Origin of the sequence: Burkholderia sp. COPS (assembly GCF_019425585.1) — a bacterium.
Taxonomy (GTDB): domain Bacteria; phylum Pseudomonadota; class Gammaproteobacteria; order Burkholderiales; family Burkholderiaceae; genus Burkholderia; species Burkholderia cepacia.
In genome coordinates, this window is record NZ_WIXR01000059.1 from 63,139 (window position 1) to 82,782 (window position 19,644).

Consider the following 19,644-nt stretch of genomic DNA (forward strand, 5'->3'; position numbering starts at 1 on the left):
CGCCGCGCGATCATGGACATCGTCGTCGCGCTGTTCGGACAGGGCCGGATGCTCGGCCCCGGGCAGATGGCGCTGCGCGCGATCGTCGTGTCCCTGGTCGCGCTCGTGCTGATCCGCATCGCGGGGCGGCGCGCGTTCGGCCAGCGTTCGCCGTTCGACTACGTGGTCGGGATCCTGCTCGGCGCGATCCTGAGCCGCGCGGTGGTCGGTGCGTCGCCGTTCGTGGCGACCGTCGCGGCGTCGTTCGCGATCGCGCTGCTGCATCGCGCGATCGGCTGGGCCTGCGTGCGCTCGCGCCGGCTCGAGCGGCTGCTGGTGGGCGTCGAGCGCGAGGTGTATCGCAACGGCCGCTTCGACGACGCGCAGATGCGCGCCGCGCTGCTCACGCCGACCGACATCCGCGAAAGCGTGCGGCAGGCGCTCGGCGCGACCGACCTGTCCGACGTCGACGCGGCGATCCTGGAGCGCAACGGCCACGTCAGCATCGTGCGGCGCAGCCGTTGCCGCAGGCCGTGACGTTCGCCGGACCACACACGCCGCAAGGAGGACCTCGATGGCACGGATGATCTGGAAAGGCGCGATCAGCTTCGGGCTCGTTCATGTGCCCGTGCAGCTGTTCCCGGCCACGCGTACCGTGAAGCCGTCATTCCGGCTGCTCGACAGGCGCTCGATGGACCCGGTCGGCTACCGGCAGATCAACAAGCGCACCGGCAGGGAAGTCACGCGCGAGGACATCGTGCGCGGCTACGAGTACGAGAAGGAACGTTATGTCGTGCTGACCGACGACGAGATCCGCGCGGCGAACCCCGAATCGACGCAGACGGTCGACATCGTCACGTTCGTCGACGAAGGCGCGGTGTCGTTCCTGTATCTCGACACGCCGTATTACCTCGTGCCGGACCGCAAGGGCGAAAAGGTCTACGCGCTGCTGCGCGATGCGCTGAAGGACAGCGGCAAGATCGGCATCGCGCACGTCGTGATGCGCGACCGTCAGCATCTCGGCGCGCTGATCCCGGTCGGGCCGCTGCTCGCGCTCGACACGCTGCGCTGGCAGGAGGAGCTGCGCCCGCTCGACGAACTGTCGGTGCCGGCCGGCGACGCGAAGCGCGCGGGCGTCAGTGCGCGCGAACTCGCGATGGCGAAGAAGCTGATCGACGACATGTCGGGTTCGTGGACGCCGGACGAGTATCACGACACGTTTCGCGACGACATCCTCGACCTGGTCGAGCGCAAGGTGCGCGCGGGCCGGATCGAGGAGATCGAGGATCGCCCCGCGCAGACGGGGCGCGCGGCGTCCAACGTGGTCGACCTGACCGAATTGCTGAAACGCAGCCTGAAGGGCGGCAGTGCGCGGGCAGCCGATGCGGGCGACGAGGCGGGCGACGAGGCGGGCGACGAGGCGGATGCCGGGGCGCCGGCATCTTCGCGTGCTGCCGGTGCGCGGCGCAAACCGGCTGCGAAAGCACCGGCGAAAGGGGGCGCGAGGGGGGCTGCGAAGGCTGCCGCGAAGGGGGCCGAGAAGGGCGCTGAAAAGGGCACCGCGAAGGCGCCCGCAAAACGCGCGGCCGCGAAGCACGGCACGGCCGTGGCGCACCCGGCGAAGAAGATCGCCGCGCGCCGCAAGCACGCCGCATGATCGCGCAACGGAGAACGACGCGATGGCCGCGAAACTCGACCCCTATCGCCGCAAACGCCGCTTCGATGCGACGCCGGAACCCGAGGGCGCGCACGGGCGGCGGCGCGCACCCGCCGAGGCGGACGCGAGGAAGTCGCGGCAGTCGCGTCAGTCGCGGCAGGCGGGAACGTCCGCGCGCACGGCCCGGCCGCTGCGCTTCGTGATCCAGGAACACCACGCGAGGCGGCTGCACTACGACTTCCGTCTCGAGCTCGACGGCACGCTGAAATCGTGGGCCGTGCCGAAAGGGCCGAGTGTCGATCCGGCGGTGAAACGGCTGGCCGTGCACGTCGAGGATCATCCGCTCGAATACGCGTCGTTCGAAGGCGAGATTCCGGCCGGACATTACGGCGCGGGCTCGGTCGTCGTGTGGGACGAAGGAACGTGGACGCCCGACGGCGGCGTCGCGCAGGCACGCGCGGGCTACCGTGCCGGCAAGCTGACGTTCCGGCTCGACGGCGCGAAGCTGCACGGCGGCTGGGCGCTGGTGCGCAGCGGGCGGCAGCAGGGGCGCCAGGAGCAATGGCTGCTGATCAAGGAACGCGACGACGACGCGCGCGATGCGGCGGCATTCGATGTCGTCGCGCAGCGGCCGGGCAGCGTGCATGACGGGCACACGCAGGCCGCGCGCACGAAGGGGAACGGCGACAAGCCGCCCCCTGCGCGTGCCGCGCGGCGCGGCCACGGCGATGCGCCAGACATGAGCGACGCGCCGCACGACGACCCGGGCAGGCCGTCGGCCGACCTGTCGCACGTGGACGGCGCCGTGCGTGCGGCGTTGCCCGAGCGCGTCGCGCCGCAACTCGCGACGCTGGTCGATGCGCCGCCCGCGCACGGCGACTGGCGCTACGAAGTGAAATTCGACGGTTACCGGATCCTCGCGCGGATCGCGGGTCGCGGCGCGCGGCGGCACGTCACGCTGATGACGCGCGAAGGCCGCGACTGGACCGCGAAACTGCGTGCGCCGCGCGATGCGCTCGCCGCGCTCGAGGTCGACAACGCATGGCTCGACGGCGAGGCCGTCGTGCTCGGCGAGAACGGCCTGCCCGATTTCCAGGCACTGCAGAACGCGCTCGGCGCGGGCCGCTCGGATGAGGTGACGCTGTTCGTGTTCGACCTGCCGTTTCTCGACGGATACGACCTGCGCGACGTGCCGCTCGCCGCGCGTCGCGCGCTGCTCGAACCGCTGCTCGCCGGCAGCGATCCGGCCCGGCTGCGTTTTTCACCCGATCTCGGCGACGACGTCGTGCCGCTGATCGCGCACGCGTGCGACACGGGGCTCGAAGGGTTGATCGGCAAGCGCGCGGACTCGCGTTATCGCGGCGGCCGCTCGCCCGCCTGGATCAAGCTGAAATGCCGGCGGCGGCAGGAGTTCGTGATCGGCGGCTACACCGAGCCGTCGGGCAGCCGGCACGGGTTCGGCGCGCTGCTGCTCGGCGTCCATGCGCCGGACGCGGGCGGCAAGCGGACACGCGGCACGCCGCCGTTGCGCTATGTCGGCCGCGTCGGCACCGGGTTCGACACGCGCCTGCTCGACCGGCTCGCGGCCATGCTGCGCAAGCATGAGCGCGACACGACGCCGTTCGACCCGCCGCCGCGCGAACGGTCGCGTACACGCGTGCACTGGGTCGAGCCGACGCTCGTCGCCGAATGCGAATTCGCGGAATGGACGGGCGACGGGATCGTGCGGCAGGCGTCGTTCATCGCGCTGCGCGAAGACAAGCCGGCGCGGCAGATCGTCCGCGAGGTGCCGCGCCATACCGAATCGGAGACGACGATGGACGAACCTCACGCAGCGCATGGCAACCCGCATGACAACCACCCGCATGCACCGCATACCGATACCGGTCACGACCGCCGGCCGCGCGCACGATCGCATGCGTCCACCGGCCGCGCGCACGGCGAACCGGGCGTCGATCATGTCGGCCGCGTGCGCATCACGCATCCCGATCGCGTGCTCGACCCGCGCAGCGGCACGCGCAAGATTGACCTCGCGCATTACTGGTTGTGGGTCGCGCCGTGGCTGCTGCCCGACCTGAAAGGCCGGCCCGTGTCGCTCGTGCGCGCGCCGGGCGACATCGCCGGCGAACTGTTCTTCCAGAAGCATGCGGAGCGCCGCGAAATCCCGTTCGTCAAGCAGCTCGAGGGACTCGATCCCGGCCACGGCCCGCTGCTGTCGATCGACAGCGTCGATGCGCTGCTCGGCGCCGCGCAGATGGGCACGATCGAGCTGCACACGTGGAACGCGCACGCGTCGAACATCGAGCGGCCCGACCGGATCGTGTTCGACCTCGATCCCGATCCGGCGCTGCCGTGGCGCGCGATGATCGACGCCGCGCAGATCGTGCGCGGGTTGCTGGACGAACTGGGGCTCGTGTCGTTCTGCAAGACGAGCGGCGGCAAGGGGCTGCATGTCGTCGTGCCGCTCACGCGGCATGCGGGCTGGGACGACGTGAAGGACTTCTCCCGCGCGGTCGCGCAGCACGTCGCCGCTACGCTGCCCGAGCGCTTCACCGCGACGATGGGGCCGCGCCACCGGCGCGGCAGGATCTTCGTCGACTACCTGCGCAACGGCCGCGGCGCGAGCACGATCGCCGCGTACTCGGTGCGTGCGCGGCCCGGCATGGGCGTGTCGGTGCCGCTCGAATGGGACGAGGTGCCCGCTACGACGGGCGGCGCGCAATGGACGATCGACACGCTCCGCGCACGGCTCGACGCGCTGAAACACGACCCGTGGGAAGGCTACGCGCACACGCGCCAGCGCATCACGGCGTCGATGCGTGCGCGGCTCGGGGCGCCGACGTGAACCCGTCAGCGCCGATGCTGCAGCCGGTGATACCAGTTCATCAGCGGCGTCGCGGAGATCCCGTGCGCGATCACCGACGCCGACACGACGGCCAGCACCGGTGCCGCCAGCGAGCGCACCGCGCCGGACGGCGCGTGCTCGATCGCGAACAGCAGGTAGTAGAACGAGCCGATCCCGCGAATGCCGAACCAGGCCATCAGCCGACGCTGCGCCTGCGTCGCACGCGAACCGGCAAGCGTGACCAGCACCGCGAGCGGTCGCACGACGACGAACAGCACGGCGGCCAGCGCGGCCGCCCCCCACGTGAGCAGCGGGCCCGGCAGCGTCGCGAGCACGCTGCCGACCATCGTCATCACGACGGCTTCCGCGATCCGTTCGAGTTCGATCGTGAAGCCGAGCACCGATTCGGTCATGAACGCGTGCGCCTTCTCCGGATGCTTCTCGGTGGCGACGACGTCTTCCGAATCGATCTGGCCGATCACTTCGCGTGGCTTGCGGTCGCCGCTCGCACGGTGTTCGACGCGGCGCATCGCGACACCGGCCGCGAACGTCGCGATGAAGCCGAACGTATGCGCGAGCTGCGCGGCGCCGAACGACAGCACGATCAGCGCGAGCGCGAAGAAGCCTTCGAGGCCGAGCGCCTGCGCGTACTGGGTGCGCAGCCAGCCGATCAGTTTCGTCGTCACCCAGCCGAGGGCGCCGCCGATCGCGGCCGCGCCCGCGATGCCCCACAGCGCGACGAGCGCGAACGCGCCGGACAGCGGCGCGAGCCCGTAGGTCGCTTCGCGCGTGCCGCACAGTGCGAGCCCCGCGAGCGCGAAGGGCAACGCGATGCCGTCGTTCAACCCGCCTTCGCCGGACAGCGCGAAGCGCACGAGATCGCGATCGCCAGGGTCGTGCACCTGCACGTCGTGCGCGAGCACGGGGTCGGTCGGTGCGAGGATCGCCGCGAGCAGCAGCGCCGGGCCCCAGCCGAGCCCGAGCGCGAGTACCGCGCACGCGGCGAGCAGCGGCACGGTGACGATCATCGCGAGCAAGCCGAGGCGGCACGGCACGAGCCACAGCCGGTCGGTCAGCGGCACGCGCAGCCGCAGCCCGATCGCGAACAGCGACACGAGCAGCGCGATTTCGACGATTTCACGCAGCAGCGGCGCGTCGCGTTCGAGGTCGAGATGCAGCAGGCCGGCGCCGGCCGGGCCGAGCGCGACGCCGAGCACGAGATAGATCATCGCGGTGCTGCACGGCAGGTGGCGCAGCGCGGACGTCGCGACGCCCATGCCCAGCAGCACCGCGCCGATGATCAGGTACCAGAGCGTCTCATGCATGCGCGGGCTCGCGGTGGGCGGGGAAGGCGGACGCGCAAACGGTCAGGGCTTGCGGCCGAATGCTTCGCGCAGTTTGCGTTTCGCGCGTTCGAGTGTCGTGCGGCGCGTTTTCGGCAGATTGCGGCCCGCGCGGTTCACGTAGAAGTTCAGCATCGACATCGCCGACTGGAACGGCGACGCCTTGCGGCGGCGGCTGTGTTCGGCCGAACGCTTCAGCGACGCGGCGATCGCCGCCGGATCGTCTGACTTGAAGATGTCGGGCTCGATGTCGAGCGCATCGCTGCGTTGCGTGACTTCGCCGGACCAGCGCTTGCGGTGTGCCGGATCGGCGCTGCGGGCGCGGCCGGGACGGCGCGTGAGGCGCTTGCCGTGTGCGTGGGAAGCAGAAGCGGAAGGCATGTGACGGGGCTCCGTGTTGGGGTCGAGGGATGGTCCTGCGGAGACGGGCGACGCAATCCGCGTGCCGCGCCGCGGGCGCGTGCGGACGTCGGCATGGGCATTGCTGGAAGGGCGTTGCGAAACGGAACGAGCAGGCATGCCCGTTACGGAATCATCACCAGGGAGAAAACGTCATGAAGCCAGCATTCGAATCGAAGTGTGTCGCGCGGCGCGTGCTCGCCGGTGCCGCCGTCGCGATCGTCGCGGCCGCGCCGGCCGCATGGGGGCAGAATTCGCAGCGCCCCGACGAAGGGACGGGCGCGCCCATTCCGTCGATGGACATGTCGACACCGGGCACCAACGGCAACACGGCCGCGCCGCCCCCGCCGGCCCGCACGCAGCGGCACGGCGCGACGCACGGCATGCGCTCGCACGGCGGCGCGGCCGACCACGTGAAGCCGGGCGGCGGCCCCAACGGCGCAGGCGCGGGCGGGAGCGGTGCTGGCGGCGGCACGGGTGGCACGGGTGGCACAGGTGGCACGGGCGCCGGCAACGGCGGCTCGCCGGGGTCGACGGGCACCGGCGGCGGCGGGGCCGGCAGCGCGGGTTCGAGCGGTTATTGACGGTGTCGTGCCGGCGCGGCCGGCGCGGCGCGATGGCGGCGCGGTTTCCCGGGACGGGCGCGCGGCCACCACGCAGGAGGACATCATGCAATCGAATTCCCGGATTTGGCTGGAGAACGACGAGGTCGACGGCGAGGCGGTCGACGTGGACGATCTCGATACGACGGTTCATGTCGACGTCGCGACGGGCAGGGTCATGTTCCATGCGGCATGGGCGAATGCGCTCGAGGCGCCGCCCGAGGCGGCACGGTATTCGGTCGTGCTCGCGCTCGACTGCGACACGATGGAGCATTACGCGGATCTCGACGACGGCGCACGCACGCGCGTGCACGCGATGCTGCACGAGGCCGTGCAGCAGACGCTCGAGCAGTTGCCCGACACCGACGAAAACCTGACGCTGACGATCGAACTGACCGACGCGATGCTCGATGCGGCGCGGCACCTGCAGTAATCGATGCGGGCCGACGTGCCGCATCGGATTACATCCCGTTGAAATCTTTGCAGCCGGGCGCGCGGCGACGTCGAACGGGCCGGCCGGGCGCATGCGCGTGCCGGCCTCGATGCGATCGCGGGTCGTTCCCCGGCCGGGGTCGCGATGCGAGCGGGTGCGACCCTGCGCGTGCAGATGCAGCGCGCCCGGCGGCCGGCATGCCGATTGCTGGACGACCGATGCGGCACGACGTGTGCCGCCCATCCGAAGGAGACATACATGAGCGGCAGGCTGGAGCATTGCAAGGTAGCCATCCTCGCGGTCGACGGATTCGAGGAAGCCGAACTCGTCGAGCCGCAGCGCGCGCTCTCGGCCGAGGGCGCGCAGGTCGACGTGATTTCGCAGAAGCGCGGCGAGATCCAGGGTTTCCGGCACGTCGACAAGGGCGGGCGCGTGAAGGTCGACCGCACGTTCGACGATGCGCGCGAAGGCGATTACGACGCGGTCGTGCTGCCTGGCGGCGTCGTGAACGGCGACGCGATCCGGATGCTGCCGGCGGCGCGCGAATTCGTGACGGCGGCCGTCGGCGCCGGCAAGCCGATCGCGGCGATCTGCCACGGCGGCTGGCTGCTCGTGTCGGCCGGGCTCGTGGAGGGCCGCACGATGACGAGCTGGCCGAGCCTGCAGGACGATATCCGTCATGCGGGCGGCAAGTGGGTCGACGAGGAGGTCGTGCGCGACGGCAACCTGATCACGAGCCGCAAGCCCGCCGACCTGCCCGCGTTCAACGGCGCGCTGGTCGAGCGCCTCGCGTCGCGGGGGGCGTAAGCCGATGCCGGCCGATGCCGCCCGCCGCGTGACGCTGACCGACACGCCGCCCGTGTTCGACGGAGCGGCGCTGCAGTTGAGTTTCGTCGTCGACGTCGATGGCGTGCCGCAGACCTGTGCGATCACGGTCGAGGCGCTGGAGGATCATTTCGGCGCGCAGTCCGCGCTGGAGGCCGACCTGCGCGATGCGTTCGAACGCGGCCGTGCGCGCATCGAGGCCGCGTGCGCGGAGGTGCTGGCCGACGGCGGCGGGGCGGACGTGGTGCTGCATAGCGGTTATTTCCGTGCGCCGGGCGGTCGGGCGCGGGCCGGGCTGTTTGGGCCGGGGAAGTCCTGACCCCCGTCGCGCTTCCCGAAGCGTCGTTCCGCGCCGCATCCGGCGATCCGGCCGCCCGCATTACACGCCGTTGAAAACTTTGCCGCGCGTCGCAGGCATCGCCCGGTGCCACATCGCGCTGCGTGCCGAGCGCGCGGTGCGGTGCGCGTCGTGTCGGCTGGCATGTTCCCTGCATGAATGACCGGTTGCCGGCGCACGATTCGCGCCGCATGCCGATGCGACCGTTCGTCGTATCGCACGTAGCCGCAGACGGGGAACGAGCATGCTGACCGCCCATGAATTTGCCGTGCTGTTCCTGGTGCATCACGCACCGGAGCAGATCCAGATCGACCGCGACGACGTCGTCGCCCTCGTCGAGCAACAACTGATCGTGATGCAGCGCGACGACGCGTCCGGCGAGCGTCGGCCCGTGTTGACGGCCGGCGGCTTGTCGGTTCTGAAGTGCGTGCAGCGGCATGACGGGGTCGCGACCGACGTGACTGACCTGAGTGACATGAACGACGCGTGATGCACGGCGCCGCGCCGTTCACCGCGCGATCGCGACGCCCGCGTTGACCTGGACGACCGGTGTCCGGCTGTCGAACGGCGGCGCGGGCAGGAAGCGGTCGATCACACCGGCTTCGAACAGCAGGCAGTACGTGGACCCGCCGAACTGGAAGTAGCCGATCTCGTCGCCCTTGTCGACGCGCTGCCCCGGCACGACGTCGATCACGCACGACGACACGTCGCCCATCCCGACGAACACGGCCGCCACGGTGCCGATGCCGGGATCGTCGCAGGAGAGCGCGACCACCGCGCGCGTGGCGACGGCCGTCATGTAACCCTGCGAGTCGTTCAGCCCGGCCGGGTCGGTGCCTTCGGCCTCCGCGACCGAGTAGTAGGTTCCGTCAACACGGTACGCGTGCGTGACGACGCCGCGCACCGGTGCATGCCAGCGATGGTAGTTGTACGCACTCAGGTAGGCCTGGTAGATGTCGCCGCCGACGAACCGCTCGGCGAGCGGCAGCCATGCGGGCGTGAAGAGGTCGCGCAACGAGTACGGCTGCGCCTTGATCCAGAACGTGTCGCGCAGCTTCAACTTCGATTCGGTGTGGTACGGCGCGGCCTCGCATGCGCTGACGATCACGTGCGGATCGTCGGGTGCCTCGACCGGGCGCGCGCCGTCGCGAAAGCGTCGCGTGAAGAAGTCGTTCCACGAGTCGAAGCCCAGGTGCGGCTGGTCGTCGCGATACTGGAACTGCGACAGCCCCAGGCGCCTGCGCGCCGCGTCGCAGAACCAGCCGTCGGGCGCCGACGTGTCGAGATGCGTGCGCGAATGCGGGCCGCCGAGGAAGTCGCACCACACGTTCAGCACGCACTTCAGGTGCGCGTTGACGGTCGCGTCGCGAAACACCGCATGGCCCGACGGCATGCACATCGGCCAGTCGAGGAATGCGTTGATCGGGCACACGATCAGGCTCGCTTCGCTGAAAGGGGGCGTATAGGTCATCAGGTGATCGAGCACCGTCATCAGCTCGCCGATCGACGCGTAGCCGAGCCGCAGGCCCGCGTCGAGCGCCTCGTCGATCGCGCGGGTCAGGCCCATGCGCAGGACGGCGTGGTCGTCGAACAGCCGCGCGAGGGCCTGCACGGCCGGCGTGCGCAAGCGGTCGCCGGCATGGGCGCGGGCCTCCGCCGCGATCCGTTCGCGGAACGCGGCCATGTGGGCTTCTTCGCACGCCATCCATTCGCCGAGCCGATGGCGCGTGGCGGGCGGCGGGTTGCGGTCGGTCGGCATCGCTTCCTCCGGACGTCGGTTCGTCATGACCGTGATCAGCAAGATGCTTGCCCGGCGGCGGCACCGAAATTGCGGCGATCGTTCGTCCGTTTTTTTTGACACGGGAGACGAAGATGAACGCGGCTTCGAATGCACGACAGGCGAACAAGACGAACGAGACGGGCGCAACCGACGCGCGGCACGGCGGCGGACAGCACACGGTGACGCCGACGCGTACACGCGTGCGGCCGGCCAAGGCGGCGTCGCGCGACACGCGTCGACCGGCCGGGCGCGGCGCGGGCGGCTCAGGTGGCGCGAGCGGGACGAGCGGGCCCGTGGCCGCGCACGACGGCGACAGGAAGGGCAACCCGCTATGGGAGGACGACGGCGGGGCGATACCGCCCGAAGAGTGGTCGTGACGGGGCAATCGCGCTTGGGCACGTGCGCAAGGTCGCCGACGTTCGGTCGATTGGATCGACGATCGCCGGCATGCGAGGTGCGACACACGTCTGCAGGGCCGCGCGCCTTCAGCTGCCGACACGCGCCGCCACGAGCACCGCAACAGGCAATCCGGCCAGGCAGCGGCGTAGCGCCAGCACCCCGTCGGGCACATCGATCGTGTCCCGATCGTTCAGCCAGTCGATCCACGGCCCCGCGATTCCGCGCGGCAGCACGACAGCCGTATCGCCCCACTGTGCGGGCGCCACGCGCGGCATCCCGGGCGCTTCCCCCAGCAACCGGCTCGCGAGCCGCGTCGCGACGATCACCACGGTGGCGGCCGCGTCGCACCGCGCGAACGCCACCGCGTGCCGCGCGAGCCCGCCGCGCACGCGTAGCGGCACGTACGCGCCGTCCGCAAACGTCGCCGGCCACCGCGCGCGCAGCGCGAGCATCCGCTCGATCAGCGCGCGTTTCACGCGCGCATCGGGCCAGGCCGGCAGGTACGACGCGACCGGATCGTCGACCCGTTCGGCCGCCAGTGCGTCGAACGGCACGTCGCGCCGGTTGTCCGGATCGACGAGCGAGTGATCCCAGCACTCGGTCCCTTGATAGAGGTCTGGCACGCCGGGCGACGCGATCCGCAGCGTCGTCTGCGTCAGGCTGTTGACGACGCCGGCCGGTGCGATCCGCGCGACGAACGCATGCAGCCGGTGCGCGAAATCGCCGGCGCCGCGCGGCGTCAGGATCGCGCGGACGAATGTTTCGCAGGCGTGCTCGTAGTCCGGTTCGGGCGCCAGCCAGTCGCTGTGCCGCTTCGCTTCGCGCAATGCTTTCGTCTGCCACTGCGCGACGCGCGCGGCGAGTCCGGCCAGCCCGGCCGCATCGTCGGGCGCGAGTGCCGGCGGCCAGCAGCCGACGAGCGTCTGGTACAGCATCGCCTCCGCGGCCGGCCCCGGCGCCCACGCGAGATCGCGATGCGCGCGGCCCCGGTGCGGCAGGTTCAGCGCGCTCCAGTCGAGCGATACCGCGCGCCATGCGTCCGGGATCTCGCTGAGCACCGCGAGCCGTGCGCGCGCGTCCTCGCCGCGCTTGTGGTCGTGCGTGGCCGTCGCGACGAGCCCGTGCGGCACGGTGCGCGCGCGGCGCCGGTTGCGGGCATGGAATGCGCCGCGCGACAGGCTGAAGTCGCCGGCGTCGGTGCCGACCTCGTTGCGCGACAGCAGCCGGCCGTAGCGATAGTGGGCCGTATCCTCGACGCCTTTCGCGGCGAGCGGCGCGGTGAGCTGCGCGAACGCGACGCGCGCCGCGGCCAGCGCGTCGGCGTTCGCGCGCGGCACGCGTGCGGCCGGCAAGCCCAGCCACGCGGCGACGCGATCGAGCGCGAACCGGTCGGCCGGATCGATGGCCGCGCACGCGCTTTCGTACGCGAGCGCGAGCACGCGGCGGTCGGCATCGTCAGGCTCCTCGCGCGGTGCCGGATACATTCGGTACACGGGCAGCCGCACCGCCAGTTCGCCGAGCACGCGCCGAATCGCGATCAGGCTGACGTCCCGCGTGGCGGGCGACGCGCGCGCGATCCCGTGCAGCAGCCGCGCGGCGCGCGCATGCTCGACGGCGAGCTGGCGCATCAGCACGCGCCGCTTGCCGTCGAGCGCTTCCCGCGCGAACGTGCGCGTCGAGCCCGACACGGCCGCCCAGTGCGCGGCGAGCGGTTCGGCGCCGGCCGGGTCGTGCAGCAGCGCGCCGACGTCGTTCATGAAGTCGTAGCCGGTCGTGCCGGCAACACCCCAGTCGGCGCGCAGCGATTCGCCCGGCGCGAGGATCTTCTCGACGACGACATACGGTGGCGCGCTGCGCTGCGCGGCCAGTCGTGCATGCAGCCGTCGGCAGTAGGCGCGCGGATCGGCGAGGCCGTCGACGTGATCGACGCGGATGCCGTCGACGAGCCCGGCCGCGTGCAGGCGCAACGGCAGCGCGTGAACGGCGTCGAACACCGCGTCGTCGTCGACGCGGACGGCCGCGAGCGTCGCGATGTCGAAGAAGCGCCGCCAGTTCAGCTCGTCGGCGGCCGTGCGCCACCACGCGAGCCGGTAATGCTGGCGTTCGAGCAGCCGGTGCAGGCTGGTGCGCGAGCGCGCGACGCGCGGATCGGCGCCGCGCAGCACCGCGTCGAGCGCGTGCGGGCCGTGCGCGGCCGCGTGATCGCGCAGCGCGGCATGCGCGGCGGCCAGCCGTGCACTGTCGCGCGCCGGCGCGGCGTCGAAGCGTTCGGCGAGCGCGTTCAGGTCCGCGCGGTTCGCGAGGCGCAGGATGTCGGCATAGGTGGCGGCCGCCACTGGCAGCCGCCGTCCGGGGCACGCGATGAAGAAACGGCCGCTGGCTGGGTCTGCGTTCAGCGTGATGTCGCCGGCCGCGAGCGCGTCGCCGTAGGGCATCCCGAGACACGGCAGCAGCACCTTGCCGTCGAGTGCCGGATCGGGCGGATGCCAGTCGATGTCGAAATGGCGCGCATACGGGCTGGCGGGGCCCCATTCGAGCACGTCGTTCCACCAGCCGTTCGACGAGCCGCCGACGCCCATATGGTTCGGCACGATGTCGACGATCACGCCGAGGCCGCGCGCGCGCAACGCGTCGACGAGCCGATTGAAACCTGCTTCGCCGCCGAGTTCGGGATTGAGCGTGCCGTAATCCACGGTGTCGTAGCCGTGCCGCGAGCCCGGTTCGGCGGCCGAGACCGGCGACAGGTACAGGTGGCTCACGCCGAGCCGCGCGAAGTAGTCGGCGTGCGAGGCCGCGTCGTCGAACGTGAAACCGGCATGAAGCTGCAGCCGCAGCGTCGCGCGCGGCGTCATGCGCCGCGCTCCCTCGAACGGCGCGCCTGCACGACGGCGGCGATGCGTTCGCGCACGTCGGCGTCGAACAGCGTGTCGATCGTGCGCGGCAGCCGTTGCCGCCAGTTCGGATGCCCGCACGGCGGCCCCGGCAGGTTCGGCTGCGCGTCGAGCGCGAGCAGGTCCTCGAGCGGCACGATCGCGAGCGGCGACGGGCTGCGCGCGACGTACGCGAGGATCGCGCCGACCGGCGGGGCATCGGCCGGCGGGGCGGTGCCGCCGGCCGGCGCGCAGCCGGCCTGCTGCAGCGCATGCCATAACGCCGCGCGTTCGGCGGCGCGTTCCGCGTGCGCGGCGGGAAGGCCGGTGGACGCGTCGGGCGGCGCCGCGTTGCCGGCTTCCGGGCGCGGCGTGGTGTCGTGCTCGCGCGCCTGCACGATTTCGTCCGAATCGTGCGCACTGGCGTCGTCCGGTGCGGGAGCGGCCACGTCGTGCCTGTCCGCGTCGTCGTGCTGCGCGGCGGCCTGGGCCGCGGCTTGCCGCCAGGCCAGGTCGACGCCGCGCCACCAGCCGGCCACGGTCGGCAAATCGTGAGTCGACGTCGTCGCGATCGCGTCGCGGTCCCACTCGGACGGCTGCCGGAACGCGCCGCCCGCATCGCGCTCGAACCACAGCACGCGCATGCCCGCGACCCCCTGCGCACCGAGCCGTTCACGAAACCCGGCGGGCACCGTGCCGAGATCCTCGCCGATCGCGAGCGCGCGATGGCGGGCCGCTTCGAGCGCGACGAGCCGCATCAGATCGTCGACCGGATAACGCAGGTACGCGCCGTCGCGCGGCGAGCCGCCGTCCGGCACGATCCACATCCGCGCGAAGCCGAGCACGTGATCGATGCGGATGCCGCCCGCGTGCGCGAACGCCGCGCGCAGCAGCTCGATGAACGGCACGAAACCTTCCGCGCGCAGCGCGTCCGGCGTCCAGGTCGTCACGCCCCACGCCTGGCCGGCCGCGTTGAACAGGTCGGGCGGCGCGCCGAGCGATACGCCGCGCAGCAGTGTCGCGCCGTGCGCCCATGCGTCGCTGCCCGCGCGATCGGAGCCGACCGCGAGATCGGCGATCAGCCCGGTGGCCATGCCGGCGCGGCGTGCCGCATGCTGCGCGTCGCCGAGCGCGCGCGCGGCGCACCATTGCAGGAACGTATGGAACGCGACCGTATCGGCATGCGTGTGCGCGAATGCGTCGACTTCCGCCGATGCCGGGTCGCGCCACGGCGCCGGCCACTGCCGCCAGTCCGCCCCGAGCCCGTGTTCGATGCAGAACGCCTGCAGCGCATCGAAGCGCGCATGCGCGTCGAGCGCCGCGCCGCCCGTCGCGCGAAACCGCTGGAACGCGTCGCGCGACGGGGCGTCGTCGGCGCGCCACGCGTCGAAGCACGCGCGCAGGCGGCGCAGCTTCAGCGGCAGCACGTGCGGCCAGTCGATCAGCGGCGCATCGGCTGCCGCGCCGGACACGTGACGCACGGCCTCGGCGCCCGGCACCGCGTCGCAGTCGAGATACGCGACGTTGTGCCAGCGCCGCGACGACGGCGAATACGGGCTGTCGTGCGCGGGCAGCGCCGGATAGCCGGCGTGCGTCGGGCTGATCGCCACTGCCTGTGCGCCATGCCGCGCCGCGCGTGCGGCCAGCCGCGCGAGCGCGGTGTAGTCGCCCGCGCCGCCGTCGCCCGCGCGGCGCAGGCTGTAGAGCTGCGCCGCGATGCCCCAGCGGTTGCCCGCATCCGTCGCACGCGTGTCGAACGGGGGCGTATGGGGCGGCGCGATCGTCAGCCCGATGCGCCGGTCGCCGATGTCGAGCGCGTGGTAACCGGGCATCGCGAGCGGCGGCAATGCGCCGTGCGCATCCAGGCGCCCGTCGATGTGTCCGCCCGCTTCGAGCGTGATCCGGAAGCGCGCGCCCGGTTGCGCAAGTGCGGCGGGCAGGGGCAGCGGCAGGCCCGCGTCGCCGGTCACGACGCGCGGCACCGCCGTGTGTTCGCCTGCGAGCGCCGCCGCGCTGTCGACGCGCTGAGCCGCCGTGCCGCACGGCCAGCCCAGCGCATCGACGAGCGCGGCGAGCGCGCCGTCGTCCACCCGCCGCGCGAGGCCGCCGGCATCGGTCCAGTCGGCTTCGAGGCCGGCCGCCTGCGCGAGTGTCGAGATCGAAACGTCGGTCGTCATGATCGGCTCTGTCCGTTCGCGCGATGATGCCGCGCATCGTGGTTGACCGCGCCGTCCCGCCATGCGATGCACGCGCGTGGCGGCAGCTTCAGGTCGGGCAGCCGGTCGCGGGCGCGCGGCGGCGTCTCGAACACGATCTTGCCGACCGGCAGTTCGGGCAGTGCCGCGTCGAGCGAGCCGAGATTCAGCGCGATCGTCAGCGTGCTGCCGTCGCCGAGGCGCCAGCGCGCGACGAGCGCCGCAGGGTCGCCGTCGCCCGCGAGCAGGTCGACGCCGAGTGCCCGCGCACCCGGCAGATGCGGCGTCACGAGCACCGCGCGCACCGTCAGCGCGCTGCGGTAGAAGCGCTGCCATGCGGCCGCATCGGGCCAGTTGTCGTCCGGCGGATGGTGCGACGACGAACGGACGAACGTCGCGATGTCGTTCGGGTCGGGAATCAGGTCGCGATGCGCGGGATCGGCGAACGCGGGAAACGCCGCGAATTCGCGGCGCCGGCCTTCGCGCACCGCGTCGGCGAGCGCGCCGCGATAGTCGGTGAAGAACTGGAACGGCTGCGTGCTGCCGTCTTCCTCGCCCATGAACAGCAGCGGGATCGGCGGCGCGAGCAGCATCAGCGCGGTGGCCGCGCGCACCGCGTCGTCGTTCGCGAGCGCGCGCAGCCGCTCGCCGAACGCGCGGTTGCCGATCTGGTCGTGGTTCTGCAGGAACGTGACGAACGCGGTGGGCGGCAGGTGCGCGCTCGGCTCGCCGCGCGCGGCGCCGTCGTGCAGCGGCGACGGTTCGCCCTGGTACGCGAAACCTTCGCCGAGCGTGCGCGCGAGATGGCGCAGCGGCGCGTCGGCGTACGCGCGGTAGTAGCCGTCGCGCTCGCCGGTCAGCAGCACGTGCGCGCTGTTGTGGAAATCGTCGTTCCACTGCGCATCGAAACCGCCGGGGCCGAGCAGGCTCGCCGTGTTGCGTTCGTTCTCGAGCACGAGATGAAGGTGGCGTGTGTCGCCCGCATGCGCCCGCACGCGGCGCGCGAGTTCGCGCAACCACGCGTCGTCGCCGATCGCGTGCGCGGCGTCGATGCGCAGCCCGTCGAAACGGAATTCGTCGAGCCAGTACAGCGCATTCTCGATGAAGAACGCGCTCGTCTGCGGGTGCGAAAAATCGATCGCGGGCCCCCACGCGGTCCGCCGGTCGTCGCGGAAGAAGGCGGGCGCGTAGCGCGGCAGCAGGTTGCCTTCGGGGCCGAAGTGGTTGTACACGACGTCGAGGAACACCTGCAGCCCGAGCCCGTGCGCGGTGTCGACGAGCGCCTTCAGCTCCTCGGGCCGCCCGTACGACGCATCGGGCGCGAACGGCAGCACGCCGTCGTAGCCCCAGTTGCGCGAACCGGGAAACGCGTTGACGGGCATCAGCTCGACGGCGGTCACGCCGAGCGCGGCAATGGCCGGCAGCCGCCGCTCGACGCTCGCGTAGCCGCCGCATGCGCCGACGTGCAACTCGTACAGCACAGTCTCGTGCCACGGCCGGCCGCGCCATGCGCCGTCGCGCCAGCGATACGACGCCGGATCGACGACCTGGCTCGGGCCGTCCACGCCGCCGGGCTGGAAGCGCGACGCCGGGTCGGGCACCGCGAGACCGTCGTCGAGGCGGTAGCGATACAGCGCGCCAGGGCCGCACGGCGCGACCGTCTCGAACCAGCCGTCGCCGACGGGCGTCATCGGGATCGTGTGTTCGCTATCGTCGTGCAGTTCGACGGCGGCCGTGCGGCTGGCGGGCGCCCAAAACCGGAAGCGCGTGCGTTCGGCATCGACGCAGGTCGCGCCGAACGACGATTCGAACGCGTGCGTGCCGGTTGGACGATCGGAACGGGATGTCATGGCGGTCCTCAGGAGGGCGGGTCGGGCGGCACGGCGGCCACCGCGATCACGGCTGCATGCGCGGCGACGTCGAGCCCGTCGGCCGGCCAGTTGCGCGGGCCGGCGTCCGGCGTGGCCGTGTCGACCAGCACGCGGTATTCGAGCATCGGCGCGGGCGGCGCGAACACGATCGTCTCGGACGACGCGTTCAGCATCACCAGCAGCGCCTCGGTGCGCCCGGTGCGGCCCGTGCCGACACGCCGCATCGTCAGCGCGCGGCGTTCGCGGTCCTGCCACGCGGGCACGGTCATCGCGACGCCGCGCTCGTCGAACCAGTCGATCTCGGCCATGCCCGGTGCGGCGTTGCGGTCGCCCGACGGATAACCCGGCGTGGACATCACCGGATACATGCGCCGCAGCGCGGCGAGCCGCGACACGAAGCGCATCAGCGTCACGGCTTCGTCACTGTGGGCGAGATCCCAGTCGAGCCACGACAGTTCGTTATCCTGGCAATACGCGTTGTTGTTGCCGTGCTGCGTGCGGCCGAACTCGTCGCCGGCCACCAGCATCGGCGTGCCGAGCGCGGTGAACAGCGTCGCGAGCATCGAGCGCGCGACGCGCGCGCGCACCGCGCGGATCGCGGCATCGTCGGTGGGCCCTTCGGCGCCCCAGTTCGCGCTGCAGTTGTCGTCGCGGCCGTCGCGGTTGTCCTCGCCGTTCGCTTCGTTGTGTTTCGCCGAATACGAGACGAGATCGGCGAGCGTGAAGCCGTCGTGCGCGGTGACGAAATTGATCGATGCCCACGTGTGGCGCCGCTGGTGGTTGAACAGGTCGGCCGACCCGGCGAGCCGCGCGGCGAGCTCCGGCCGCTGGCCCGCGTCGCCGCGCCAGAAGCGCCGCACGGTGTCGCGAAAGCGGTCGTTCCACTCGGCGAAGCCGGGCGGGTGGCGGCCGAGCTGGTAGCCGCCGGGGCCGAGGTCCCACGGCTCGGTGATCAGCTTGCGCTGCGCGAGCACCGGGTCCTGCCGCAGCGCGTCGAAGAAGCCCGCGCCGGGATCGAAGCCGTGCGCCTCGCGCCCGAGCGTCACGCCGAGGTCGAAGCGGAAGCCGTCGACGTTGAACGCGGTGGCCCAGTAGCGCAGCGAATCCATCACCATCTGCACCACGCGCGGATGCGACAGGTTCAGCGTGTTGCCGCAGCCCGTCTCGTCGACATGAAAGCGCTGGTCGCCCGGCACGAGCCGGTAGTAGCTCGCGTTGTCGAGGCCGCGCCACGACAGCGTCGGGCCGAGCTCGTTGCCCTCGCACGTGTGGTTGTAGACGACGTCGAGCACGACCTCGATGCCGGCCGCATGCAGCTGCCGGATCGCGATGCGCATCTCGTCGAGCCGCCGCGTCGCGAGATACGCGGGCTCCGGCGCGAAGAACGCGGCCGTGTCGTAGCCCCAGTAGTTGCGCAGCCCGCGGTTCACGAGCGCGCGCTGCTGCAGGAACGCGTGGACGGGCAGCAGCTCGACCGTCGTCACGCCGATCGACAGCAGGTGATCGATGAACGCTGGGTGCGCGAATGCCGAGAACGTGCCGCGTTCGGGCGGGCGCAACCCGGCGCGGCGCATCGACGTGCCGCGCACGTGGGTCTCGTAGATCACCGTGTTGCGCCACGACACGCGCGGGCGCCGGTCGTTGCTCCAGTCGAACGCCTCGTCGACCACCACGCACTTCGGCATCGCGGGCGCCGAATCGCGGCGGTCCATCGACAGGTCCGCGCGATTCGAATGGACGCGATAGCCGAACAGCGCGTCCGACCAGCGGAACTGGCCGACCAGCTTGCGCGCGTACGGGTCGAGCAGCAGCTTGGTGGAATTGAAGCGATGGCCGTGCTGCGGCTGGTACGGGCCGTCCGCGCGAAACCCGTACACGGTGCCCGGATGCGCGTTGGGCAGGTAGCCGTGCCACACCTCGTCGGTGCATTCGGGCAGGTCGAGGCGCGCGAGTTCCTTGCGGCCGGTCGGATCGAACACGCACAGCTGGATGCGCTGCGCGTGCGCGGAAAACACCGCGAAATTGGTCCCGAGGCCGTCCCAGGTCGCGCCGAGCGGATAGCTGCGGCCGGATTCGAGACGGGTGGGCAGGGCGGTCGGCATGGGGCGG

16 protein-coding genes are annotated in these 19,644 nt (G+C 71.7%); 9 read left to right on the forward strand and 7 right to left on the reverse strand.

What is annotated here, in order from left to right:
- Positions 1-12: 12 nt before the first annotated feature.
- From FOZ70_RS33805 to ligD, 3 genes are read left to right on the forward strand one after another with little or no spacing between them, the layout of a single operon-like run.
- A complete protein-coding gene (locus tag FOZ70_RS33805; RefSeq protein ID WP_021161221.1) occupies positions 13-516 on the forward strand; it encodes a YetF domain-containing protein in 504 nt (167 codons plus the stop codon).
- Between the two features lie 37 nt (positions 517-553).
- Positions 554-1,636, forward strand: a complete 1,083-nt coding sequence (locus FOZ70_RS33810) for a Ku protein (RefSeq protein ID WP_219707638.1) — start codon at positions 554-556, stop codon at positions 1,634-1,636.
- 22 nt (positions 1,637-1,658) lie between these two features.
- Positions 1,659-4,481 carry a DNA ligase D gene (gene ligD, locus FOZ70_RS33815; RefSeq protein ID WP_219707639.1) on the forward strand — a complete coding sequence of 941 codons (2,823 nt, stop codon included), beginning with the start codon at positions 1,659-1,661 and terminating at the stop codon, positions 4,479-4,481.
- Between the two features lie 5 nt (positions 4,482-4,486).
- Here the strand turns inward: ligD and FOZ70_RS33820 are convergent, their stop codons facing one another.
- Entirely contained in the window at positions 4,487-5,806 is a 1,320-nt protein-coding gene (locus FOZ70_RS33820) for a cation:proton antiporter (RefSeq protein WP_021161218.1), read from the reverse strand.
- 42 nt (positions 5,807-5,848) lie between these two features.
- Entirely contained in the window at positions 5,849-6,205 is a 357-nt protein-coding gene (locus tag FOZ70_RS33825) for a DUF3175 domain-containing protein (RefSeq protein WP_021161217.1), read from the reverse strand.
- Positions 6,206-6,378: 173 nt separating this feature from the next.
- Between FOZ70_RS33825 and FOZ70_RS33830 the strand changes: the two genes are divergently transcribed.
- The 5 genes from FOZ70_RS33830 to FOZ70_RS33850 all read left to right on the forward strand — a co-directional run bounded on the left by FOZ70_RS33830 (position 6,379) and on the right by FOZ70_RS33850 (position 8,910).
- Entirely contained in the window at positions 6,379-6,807 is a 429-nt protein-coding gene (locus tag FOZ70_RS33830; RefSeq protein WP_219707640.1) for a hypothetical protein, read from the forward strand.
- 85 nt (positions 6,808-6,892) lie between these two features.
- Positions 6,893-7,258: a hypothetical protein gene (locus FOZ70_RS33835; RefSeq protein WP_219707641.1), complete on the forward strand. Its 366-nt coding sequence runs from the start codon at positions 6,893-6,895 to the stop codon at positions 7,256-7,258.
- Between the two features lie 258 nt (positions 7,259-7,516).
- Entirely contained in the window at positions 7,517-8,065 is a 549-nt protein-coding gene (locus FOZ70_RS33840; RefSeq protein ID WP_059524495.1) for a type 1 glutamine amidotransferase domain-containing protein, read from the forward strand.
- A 4-nt stretch (positions 8,066-8,069) separates the two neighbouring features.
- The gene (locus FOZ70_RS33845; protein WP_059485895.1) at positions 8,070-8,402 is read left to right on the forward strand and encodes a DUF1488 domain-containing protein; all 333 of its coding nucleotides are present in this window, start codon (positions 8,070-8,072) and stop codon (positions 8,400-8,402) included.
- Between the two features lie 262 nt (positions 8,403-8,664).
- Positions 8,665-8,910 (forward strand): hypothetical protein, encoded by a 246-nt coding sequence (locus FOZ70_RS33850; protein ID WP_021164227.1) that lies wholly within the window; start codon positions 8,665-8,667, stop codon positions 8,908-8,910.
- Positions 8,911-8,928: 18 nt separating this feature from the next.
- Here FOZ70_RS33850 and FOZ70_RS33855 read toward each other — a convergent pair whose 3' ends face one another.
- Positions 8,929-10,179 (reverse strand): phosphatidylserine decarboxylase family protein, encoded by a 1,251-nt coding sequence (locus tag FOZ70_RS33855; protein WP_059648780.1) that lies wholly within the window; start codon positions 10,177-10,179, stop codon positions 8,929-8,931.
- A 113-nt stretch (positions 10,180-10,292) separates the two neighbouring features.
- Between FOZ70_RS33855 and FOZ70_RS33860 the strand changes: the two genes are divergently transcribed.
- Entirely contained in the window at positions 10,293-10,577 is a 285-nt protein-coding gene (locus FOZ70_RS33860) for a hypothetical protein (protein ID WP_059648781.1), read from the forward strand.
- Between the two features lie 108 nt (positions 10,578-10,685).
- Here the strand turns inward: FOZ70_RS33860 and treY are convergent, their stop codons facing one another.
- From treY to glgX, 4 genes are read right to left on the reverse strand one after another with little or no spacing between them, the layout of a single operon-like run.
- The gene (treY, locus tag FOZ70_RS33865; protein ID WP_219707642.1) at positions 10,686-13,451 is read right to left on the reverse strand and encodes a malto-oligosyltrehalose synthase; all 2,766 of its coding nucleotides are present in this window, start codon (positions 13,449-13,451) and stop codon (positions 10,686-10,688) included.
- Complete coding sequence (gene malQ / locus FOZ70_RS33870) at positions 13,448-15,646, reverse strand: 4-alpha-glucanotransferase (RefSeq protein ID WP_219707643.1); 2,199 nt, start codon at positions 15,644-15,646, stop codon at positions 13,448-13,450. Before malQ ends, treY begins: the two co-directional genes overlap by 4 nt.
- Positions 15,643-17,514, reverse strand: a complete 1,872-nt coding sequence (gene treZ, locus FOZ70_RS33875; protein ID WP_048028970.1) for a malto-oligosyltrehalose trehalohydrolase — start codon at positions 17,512-17,514, stop codon at positions 15,643-15,645. The genes malQ and treZ overlap by 4 nt, the downstream gene beginning before the upstream one ends.
- A gap of 8 nt (positions 17,515-17,522) precedes the next feature.
- Positions 17,523-19,637 carry a glycogen debranching protein GlgX gene (gene glgX / locus FOZ70_RS33880; protein ID WP_219707644.1) on the reverse strand — a complete coding sequence of 705 codons (2,115 nt, stop codon included), beginning with the start codon at positions 19,635-19,637 and terminating at the stop codon, positions 17,523-17,525.
- Positions 19,638-19,644 lie beyond the last annotated feature (7 nt).